The 8,722-nt window shown below is 34.6% G+C and carries 9 protein-coding genes; 7 read left to right on the top strand and 2 right to left on the bottom strand.

Annotated elements, in window-relative coordinates; all coding sequences use genetic code 11:
* Positions 1-134 precede the first annotated feature (134 nt).
* From JSS34_03495 to JSS34_03510, 4 genes are read left to right on the top strand one after another with little or no spacing between them, the layout of a single operon-like run.
* Complete coding sequence (locus JSS34_03495) at positions 135-1,688, top strand: cytochrome ubiquinol oxidase subunit I (GenBank protein MBS0185402.1); 1,554 nt, start codon at positions 135-137, stop codon at positions 1,686-1,688.
* Positions 1,678-2,811 (top strand): cytochrome d ubiquinol oxidase subunit II, encoded by a 1,134-nt coding sequence (cydB, locus tag JSS34_03500; GenBank protein ID MBS0185403.1) that lies wholly within the window; start codon positions 1,678-1,680, stop codon positions 2,809-2,811. The genes JSS34_03495 and cydB overlap by 11 nt, the downstream gene beginning before the upstream one ends.
* Positions 2,812-2,825: 14 nt before the next feature.
* The gene (gene cydX / locus JSS34_03505; protein ID MBS0185404.1) at positions 2,826-2,957 is read left to right on the top strand and encodes a cytochrome bd-I oxidase subunit CydX; all 132 of its coding nucleotides are present in this window, start codon (positions 2,826-2,828) and stop codon (positions 2,955-2,957) included.
* A 3-nt stretch (positions 2,958-2,960) separates the two neighbouring features.
* Entirely contained in the window at positions 2,961-3,725 is a 765-nt protein-coding gene (locus tag JSS34_03510) for a YdcF family protein (GenBank protein ID MBS0185405.1), read from the top strand.
* Between the two features lie 94 nt (positions 3,726-3,819).
* Here JSS34_03510 and JSS34_03515 read toward each other — a convergent pair whose 3' ends face one another.
* Entirely contained in the window at positions 3,820-4,590 is a 771-nt protein-coding gene (locus JSS34_03515; protein MBS0185406.1) for a dienelactone hydrolase family protein, read from the bottom strand.
* 281 nt (positions 4,591-4,871) lie between these two features.
* Here JSS34_03515 and JSS34_03520 point away from each other — a divergent pair, with 281 nt between their 5' ends.
* A complete protein-coding gene (locus tag JSS34_03520) occupies positions 4,872-5,642 on the top strand; it encodes a DUF2608 domain-containing protein (protein MBS0185407.1) in 771 nt (256 codons plus the stop codon).
* Between the two features lie 179 nt (positions 5,643-5,821).
* Here the strand turns inward: JSS34_03520 and JSS34_03525 are convergent, their stop codons facing one another.
* The gene (locus JSS34_03525) at positions 5,822-7,006 is read right to left on the bottom strand and encodes a ribonuclease E/G (GenBank protein MBS0185408.1); all 1,185 of its coding nucleotides are present in this window, start codon (positions 7,004-7,006) and stop codon (positions 5,822-5,824) included.
* Positions 7,007-7,067: 61 nt separating this feature from the next.
* Here JSS34_03525 and JSS34_03530 point away from each other — a divergent pair, with 61 nt between their 5' ends.
* Positions 7,068-7,517: a tRNA (cytidine(34)-2'-O)-methyltransferase gene (locus JSS34_03530; GenBank protein MBS0185409.1), complete on the top strand. Its 450-nt coding sequence runs from the start codon at positions 7,068-7,070 to the stop codon at positions 7,515-7,517.
* Positions 7,517-8,386, top strand: coding sequence for an oxygen-dependent coproporphyrinogen oxidase (gene hemF, locus JSS34_03535; protein MBS0185410.1), 870 nt, complete (start codon positions 7,517-7,519; stop codon positions 8,384-8,386). The genes JSS34_03530 and hemF overlap by 1 nt, the downstream gene beginning before the upstream one ends.
* The last annotated feature ends 336 nt before the right edge of the window (positions 8,387-8,722 follow it).

Raw genomic sequence — 8,722 nt, forward strand, 5'->3', positions numbered from 1 at the left:
TGTTTAGTCATTTTTAAAATTCTTTTACTAATAGGCTTAAGTTTTTATTTGAAAAGTTTTTCAAAGCCCAAAATGACACTTGAAAAAATCTCCACGCACTTATTCATTGATTTTGAACAAGGAAAAAAGCTTTCATGAAAAATTTATCAGTTGTTGATTTATCGCGTTTGCAGTTTGCAATCACAGCTCTTTATCATTTTTTGTTTGTGCCTCTTACACTCGGACTCTCTGTTCTTATAGCAATTATGGAAAGTATTTATGTTTTGACCAAACAAACAATTTGGCAAGATATGACAAAATTTTGGGGAATTCTGTTTGGAATTAACTTCGCAATGGGTGTGGCAACTGGTATTCCTTTAGAGTTTCAATTTGGTACAAATTGGGCATATTATGCGCATTATGTGGGAGATATTTTTGGATCTATTTTGGCGCTTGAAGGTCTCGTGGCTTTTTTTCTAGAGGCTACATTTATAGGTCTTTTCTTTTTTGGATGGAAAAAACTAGGGAAGTTTCAGCATCTTTTTGTGACATGGCTCATGGCTTTGGGAACAAGTTTTTCGGCACTTTGGATTCTTATCGCAAACGCCTGGATGCAAAATCCCGTTGGAGCGGAATTTAACCCTTATACAATGCGTATGGAACTTGCTTCTTTTTATGATGTTATTTTTAACCCTGTTGCGCAGTGTAAATTTGTTCATACAATAAGTGCTGGTTATACAATAGGGTCCATGTTTGTTTTATCTATCAGTGCACTTTATCTTCTTAAAGGAAAATATAAGGAATTTGCAAAACGTTCGATGATTGTGGCAACCAGCTTTGGATTAGCGTCTTCTCTTTCTGTTGTCGTTTTAGGAGATGAAAGTGGCTATACACTTACAGAGCATCAGAAAATGAAATTGGCAGCAATCGAAGGTCTTTGGGAAACCCCTCCAGCACCAGCTCCTTTAACGGTGATTGGATGGCCAGATCAAACGCAGAGAAAAACATTATATGAAGTTAAGATCCCTGCAGTTTTAGGAATTATTGCAACACGTTCTTTTGATAAACCTGTTTATGGAATTAAAGAATTGGTGAAACATGCCGAAAGTCGTATTCGAGAGGGAATAAAAGCATATAAGATTTTGGATGCTTTTAAAAAAGATCCCACTGGGCAAATAAATTCTAATTTTAAAGAAGTCTCAAGGAATCTTGGATATGGGTTGTTGCTAAAACGGTATACAGACAATATTTCCGAGGCTACTGAAGACATGATTCAAAAGGCTGCTTGGGATACAGTTCCTCAAGTTCTTCCTTTATTTTTATCTTTTCATGTTATGGTAGCTTTAGGCTTTTATTTTATTGTCCTTTTTACTGTAGCTTTTTATTTCTCTTGGACAGGTCAACTTGAGAAACATCGATGGTTTTTAAAAATGGCTTTATGGAGCTTGCCTTTGCCATGGATTGCGGCTGAGCTTGGATGGATTGTTGCAGAATGTGGTCGCCAACCTTGGAGTATTGAAGGAACGTTACCCACATTCTTAAGTGCCTCTGATGTTCCTTCTAAGACAGTATTTTCAACACTTATTGCTTTTACCCTTTTTTATACGAGTTTAGCTATTGTGGATCTTAAGCTTCTTATAAAATATATTCGACTCGGTCCTTTTAATGCGCTTGGAAAAAAAGAAAAGAGAGAAAGTCATGGATTATGAAATTTTAAGACTTTTATGGTGGGGTCTTTTAGGAATATTATTTATTGGGTTTGCTGTTTTAGATGGTTTTGATCTTGGGATTGGAGCTCTTCTTCCTTTTGTTGGAAAAAATGATGAAGAGAGGCGTATTCTCATTAACGCTGTTGGACCTATTTGGGAAGCTAATCAAGTCTGGCTCATCTTAGGAATTGGAGCAAGTTTTGCGGCTTGGCCTTTTCTTTATTCTGCTGCATTTACAGGTCTTTATGGCGCCGTTTTTCTTCTTTTATTTTCGCTCATTTTGCGTCCTGTTGGATTTAAATTTAGATCAAAAATAGCCTATCCATTATGGCGTCATGTTTGGGATTGGGCACTTTGTGTAGGAGGGGCCGGCCCTTCTTTTATGTTTGGTGTTATTGTGGGAAATCTTTTTACAGGGCTCCCTTTTTATTTTGATACCAGTTTAAGGATTTTTATGAATGTATCTTTGGGAGACTTATGGTCTCCTTTTTCAGTAGGATGTGGCTTTTTAAGTCTCTCTTTGGTGGTCCTTCAAGGATGTATGTATGGCGGATTAAAAACGCGTGGGATTTTACAAAATCGTTTTGAAAAAGTTGGCCAATATGCCGTTTTTTGTTGTGCAATTTTAGCGACATATGTGGGAGTTTGGGCCATGACAAAGATTCCAGGCTTTTTTTTAAAAGAACCTTGGATTCAAAATGGTCCTTCGAATCCTCTTTATAAAGAAGTATTTCAAGTTCAAAACTGGTCAACAAACTACACAAAATATCCTTGGATTGTTAGTTTTCCAATTTCTATTTATTTTTTTCTTCTTTGTGCTTTCGGTGCCTTATATTTTAAACGGTGGGGATTATCCTTCATCAGCAGCAGTCTTGTTATTATAAGTTTTATTATTACAATTGGAATAACGTTGTTTCCTTTCCTTCTTCCTTCTTCAACTTTTCCGTCTCATAGTTTAACTGTATGGGATGCGTCTTCAAGTCAAACAACGCTTTTGGTCATGTTGGTGGCAACCCTCATTTTTATGCCCCTTATAGGAGCGTATACCATTTGGGTTTATCGGGTTTTAAGGGGACCTATAACTTCACAAACTTTGGAAGATGAATCTCTTAATGCGTATTAAAAAAAGGAAAAAATATGTGGTATTTTGTATGGATTTTAGGATTGGGTGTCGCATGCATGTTTGCCATTTTAAATGCTTTGTGGTATGAAAGACAGCATCAAAGAAAACAAGAAATATGTAATCCAAATAATGAAGTAAGGAACTGATAAATGGGAGCCACTTTTATTCGGAATATTTTGATTAATTTTGATCTTGTGCTTCAGGCATTTGTGCTTCTTGGACTTATTTTATGTATGACGTCGTGGAAAAAATGGGGGCAGAGAATTGTTATTATTGCTCTCGTTCCATTATTTATTATTATTTTGACGCCCTTTGGTCCGTGGATGATGACACATCTTGAAACACGCTTTTCTCAACCAGAAAATATTCCTGATGATGTAAAAGGACTTATTTTACTCGGAGGGACATTTTCAAAGGAAAAGAGTCGTCTTCAACAACGTCCCATTTATAATCAATCGGCTTCTCGCCTTTTTGAATTTATTGCTCTGGCTCAAAAATTTCCAACATTGAAAATTCTTATAACAGGCACACCTCTTGAAATCAAATTAACGCGAGATGTTTTTATGGAGCACGGAATTGACATGGGGCGGGTTATCTTTGAAGAAAACTCCTTTAATACGAAAGATAATGCTTACAATAGTTATGCGCTTATTCAACCCAAAAATGAGAAATGGATTTTGGTAACCTCGGCGTTTCATATGCCTAAGGCTGTCGGGCTTTTCCAAGGAGCAGGATGGAATATTATTCCTTATCCTGTTAATTACCAGACGACAGGAACATATGGTTTAAAACAAAAAGGAATTGGACGTGATAATATTCATGCCTTTACAACAGCTTTTACCCAAAATATAAGTCTTTTATATCATTACCTGAAAGGAAACATAAAAGAATTTTATCCGAAAGCCAATGTTTAAGGGAACTTAAATAAGAACAAAGTGGGATGTCTTACCTCAATAAAAATTCAATGAAATAAGGAATGTAGAGAATTTTTAAACTGCAAGAACGGTATTAATTTTTTTCTGATAAACATTCCTTTAAGAATTCACCTGTTAATTCCAATTCCTCTGGCGCAATATCATGATCAACTCCAGCTAATGTAATTAGGGTAACGGGAACCTTTAAAGCATCAAGATTTTTATAGGATTCTCGTGCAAGAGAAAGTGGCGCTTTTTGGTCATCAGTTCCATGAATAATAAGAACAGGAGGCTGAAATAGATTTTTTTCTGTTGGATCATTTAAATAAGAGCCAGAAAGGGCTACAATTCCCCCGCATTTGGGACGATGAAGTCCAAGATGAAGGGCAACCCGTGCTCCTTGAGAAAATCCGACCAGAGCCATCTTTTCAGTAGAAATATTATATTTTTTTAAGAGGTTATCTAAATATTGGTTTAGGGATTGTGTAAGATTTTTAATTTCTTTTAAAAGCTGAGGCTTTTTATTTTTGGGTGTACTCAGCCATTGTTTGCCTGAAGGAATATTTTTACAAGAGATTGGCCCTTCTATGGCAACAAAAAGAGTATTGGGAAGAATTTGCCCTAATAAAACGCCTACGACTAAAAAATTTTCAGGATTATCCCCATATCCATGAAAAAGAACAACCATTGAATCAGGTTTTTTTCCTGAGGCAGGAAGGAGAAGAAGGTTTGAGAAATGATTTTCTTTTCTTTTAATTTGTAAAGGAGCACTTAAGATCTCAAATTGATATAGTGCAAAAGTAGTTATGAAAAAGAAGAAAAAAAGAAGAGAGCGTACTAGAAAAGCAAGATAACGGTAAGACATCGTGACGAACCTTTTGAAAAGATTAAATCTATTTATAATTTTCATACTTGATAAGATAAATAAAGTCACTCTTAATCGGTATTTAAATTGAAAAGATTAAAATCATTATAAATGGATTTGGGTATTATATTTTATAAAATTTTATAAAAAAATGATTTTTTTCCTTGAAATATACCTCATAGTTTTATAGGGTTTCGACAACAAAGAAACGCTTATTATTTTTTTTAAAGCAACATTTTTTTATAACATATTTTAATTTATTAAAAATGGAGTCTATTATTGTGTTTTTTTTAAAAAAATGTCGAAAAGCCCAATATATTTTTATTGTTTCTGTTATCGGTTTTTCTTTTATTTTTAATCTTAAAGATGTTTTAAGTTTTAATGGAGACACAGGAATTAGGGAAATCAAATCCTTTAAACAAGCACAGTCCACTTTACAAAAGCTCTCTGCAAACGCTTTGGTTATTTTTGATTTAGATGAAACACTTGTAGAAGAAAGAGATCCAGATCTGCCTGCTGCCTTAACACATGCATATCTTCCAGAGCTCATAAAAATTTTACAAGATCATGGGATTAAAACACTTGCGCTAACTGATACAAAAACATTTTCTCAAAAAAGAATATTTTCTGATCATGAAGACTGGAGGCATAAGAGACTTGAGGGATTAAATATTCATTTTAAAAAAAGTTTTGAAAATTTTCATATATTTAAGGATCTCCCTTGTGTTGATGAAGGACACCCTGTTTTATTTAAAGGTATTTTATATTCTAATCGCCTTCCTAAAGGAAATGTATTGTCAGCTTTTTTAGACTTTGTAAAAAGTTCTTTTAAACCTTCTGAAATTGTCTTATTTGATGATCTTTTACATAATCTTAAAAATGTTGAAATGGTGGCATTTCAGCGCCAAATAAAATTTAGGGGATTTCATTATAATAAAATTAGGGAGTTACGTGATAGAGGGTATTCAGACGCTGAAATTCAAAGACATTTATTAAAAAACAATCCTAAGGGCCCTTTGATCACTTATCTCTTAAATCATTTAGGGTTATAATCTTCAGAGAAAAGTTTATTTTGCGAAAATGAAAAAATCATTAAAAAAGCTCTTTTATTAATTTCTCTTAAGAAATAAGACTTTTTATTTTTTGATGTTTTCACCCAGTGCTTGCCGAAGGGAAATTTTTTTAGGCAATAGGCCCTTCTATGGGTTAGAGCTTAATTATATTTGTATGATTAAGAAAATTGTTCAAGAAGAGAAGTTTCTATTTTAGGACGGGTCATTTCACAAAGTCCAAGAGGGCTGATGTGATGGATATGTAGAGGAAGAGACATACTTTGAGCATATTCTTGTAAAAATCTTAAAAGTTTTTTGCGTTGAGGAGAAGAAGCCATTGGGATAAAATCAACGACAATGGTTCCACTTAAGTTTTTTAGTCTTATTTCTTCAAGAATTTTTTTCCCGGCTTCTATATTAAGTTGAAAGAGCGTTCTGTTTTTATATGAAGAATTTTGAGAAGAAGAATTGACATCAAAGACCCAAAATGCGGACGTCTTTTCAAGAATTAAGTTTCCGGAAGTAAAGGGAATGATCCTTTCTTTTTGAGCATCCCACCTTTCTTGAAGATTATAGGCTTCAAAAAGAGGTCCTTTTGTATGAGGAAGGTGTGATTCAAGCGAAATAAAAGAAGAAAGATAAGAATTTTCCAAGAAGGTTTTAAGAGAAAGAAAGAGGGCGGCATCATCAACAATAATTTTTTTTAAAGTCTCGATATTTTGAAGAATATATCTAAACAAATACTCTTTTTCGGACAAAAGGAGGCCAGGTTTTTTAAGAGTTTTATTTTTTTCTTGAACCTGATTCCATAGATTTTTTAAGCATGAAAGATCTAATATAAGGGTTTCAAAAGTAATGTTACGTGCAAGAGGTTTTAAAATAAGACCTTCGTTTTCAGAGAGATTTTCTGAAATTTTGAAAAGAACCTCTTGTGAAAAATCTTTTTCTGAAATCATTTTAGAAAATCTTAACCCTGGCGTATTGGGTTGAAAGATACAAAAAGCAGAAGAAAAGGAAAGATTTAATGTCAAACGTACATTCTTTTCTTTTTCCAATTGTTCTTCCAACAATAAAGTTTTTTTAATTTTATCTCGGCTGACTTGCACAACAAGAGAGGCTCCTTTTGAAAAAAATGGCTTTTTCCAAAAAGAAAGAGAAAGAGGCAGAAGCCCTGGGGTTTTTTCACCGATGTCGATAAAAGCCAGTCCTAAGTTTTTATGAATATCTAAAACCGACCCTTTATAAATATGCCCAATTTGGCTGGCATAAGAAATACGAAACTCGAGAGGAGCTTGCTTTTGCTCTTCAAGCAAAGCAAGATTAAGCTGATCTGATGAACGTGAGACGAGAAGAAGTGTATTCATAAAAGATCTTTTTTTTGAAAAAGAAAAAAGGTATTTGTAGACAATAAGGATAATCTTAACCATGCGACTTGTATTATATCAACCAGAAATTCCTCAAAATGCTGGAACGCTTCTTCGTATGGCCGCTTGTTTTGGAATTTCTGTGGACATGATTGAGCCTTTGGGCTTTGTTTTTTCAGAGCGACGTATGCGACGGGCGGGAATGGATTACATAGATTTCGTGGATCTTTCAATTCATACGTCTTGGCATGCTTTTCAAGCACAGCAAACAAAAAGGCGTCTCATTCTCTTATCTCCTTCAGCGTCTCTTTCATATGTAAATTTTCAATTTGAGAAGAGTGATGCATTGATGGTTGGGCGGGAAAGTGATGGCGTGCCAGAGGGTGTTAAAAAAGAGTGTTCTTATCAAATCTCGATTCCTATGAAATCGGGGTTTAGATCTTTAAATGTTGCAATTGCAGCCAGTATGGTTTTAGGAGAAGCCTTACGACAAACAGGATTTGAGGTATAATGGAAAGCAAGTATATAGAGTCTTGGAAAAATCAAAGAATAAAAGCTGAAGGCTGGTTTACGTTGCTTCGGGATAAGATTTGTAAAGTCCTTGAGGACTTGGAAGAAACGTGTTCTCTTTCATCAGAAATTTCGCCTCAGCAATTTCAAAGAAAAAAATGGGAAAGAGAAGGGGGTGGTGGGGGCGTTATTTCTATTTTAAAAGAAGGGCGTGTTTTTGAAAAGGCTGGTGTCAATATCTCGACGGTTCATGGAGAGTTTTCAGAAGCTTTTCGAAAAGAAATCCCAGGTGCAATGGAAGATCCAAGGTTTTGGGCGAGTGGGATTTCTCTTGTTATCCATCCCCGAAATCCTCATGTTCCCATTATCCATATGAATGCGCGTATGATCATTACGACACAACTTTGGTTTGGGGGTGGAATCGATTTAACACCTGTTTTTCCACATCACGAAGAAACCTCTAAATTTCACAAAAAATTGCAAGAAGTTTGTGATTGTTATGACTTAGAAAGTTATCAAAAATATAAAAAATGGTGTGAAGATTATTTTTTTATTACGCATCGAAATGAAGCAAGGGGTGTGGGAGGAATCTTCTATGATTATGTTAACAGCGGAGATTGGGACAAAGATTTTATTTTTACAAAAAATGTAGGTACTGCATTTTTAGAAATTTATCCTGAAATCGTAAAATGCCATTATGATGTTCCATGGTCAACAACAGATAAAACGCACCAACTTAGAAAAAGAGGACGTTACGTCGAATTTAACTTAATCTATGATCGTGGGACCAAATTTGGGCTTCAGACGGGAGGAAATGTAGATGCTATTTTGATGTCTTTGCCGCCACTTGCAGCTTGGGATGACGCATAAAAAAGCCATCTTCTAAAAATTAACAAAGTAAGCTTTGTAAGAATTTTAATTTTTGCTTTAAAGACTTTTTATATATTGCTTAAAGCGTAAAATCTGTATATTAAGAAAATAATCATGTGTATATTTTATACTCAAGTTTGTTAATATAGGCTATATTTTACTTAAAAGAGCACATAAATGGAAAAAGTTACGCCCCGCGTCGATATCGCTTTTGTGTGACGTGAAGTCATTTATTGAATTGTTTAGCGGAGAAATCCGACTAAACCAAGTATTTTGCTGCTTGTACCCTACTAAACTGCACATAAACAGTAATGTTATGTGTAAAGCGTTTAGGAC

The organism is Pseudomonadota bacterium, from assembly GCA_018242545.1.
Classification (GTDB): Bacteria; Pseudomonadota; Alphaproteobacteria; order 16-39-46; family 16-39-46; genus 16-39-46.

Excerpts from the sequence above, each read along its gene's own strand:
- JSS34_03495 (MBS0185402.1), top strand. The coding sequence starts at position 135 with ATGAAAAATTTATCAGTTGTTGATTTATCGCGTTTGCAGTTTGCAATC.
- cydB (MBS0185403.1), top strand. The coding sequence starts at position 1,678 with ATGGATTATGAAATTTTAAGACTTTTATGGTGGGGTCTTTTAGGAATA.
- cydX (MBS0185404.1), top strand. The coding sequence starts at position 2,826 with ATGTGGTATTTTGTATGGATTTTAGGATTGGGTGTCGCATGCATGTTT.
- JSS34_03510 (MBS0185405.1), top strand. The coding sequence starts at position 2,961 with ATGGGAGCCACTTTTATTCGGAATATTTTGATTAATTTTGATCTTGTG.
- JSS34_03515 (MBS0185406.1), bottom strand. The coding sequence starts at position 4,590 with ATGTCTTACCGTTATCTTGCTTTTCTAGTACGCTCTCTTCTTTTTTTC.
- JSS34_03525 (MBS0185408.1), bottom strand. The coding sequence starts at position 7,006 with ATGAATACACTTCTTCTCGTCTCACGTTCATCAGATCAGCTTAATCTT.
- JSS34_03530 (MBS0185409.1), top strand. The coding sequence starts at position 7,068 with ATGCGACTTGTATTATATCAACCAGAAATTCCTCAAAATGCTGGAACG.
- hemF (MBS0185410.1), top strand. The coding sequence starts at position 7,517 with ATGGAAAGCAAGTATATAGAGTCTTGGAAAAATCAAAGAATAAAAGCT.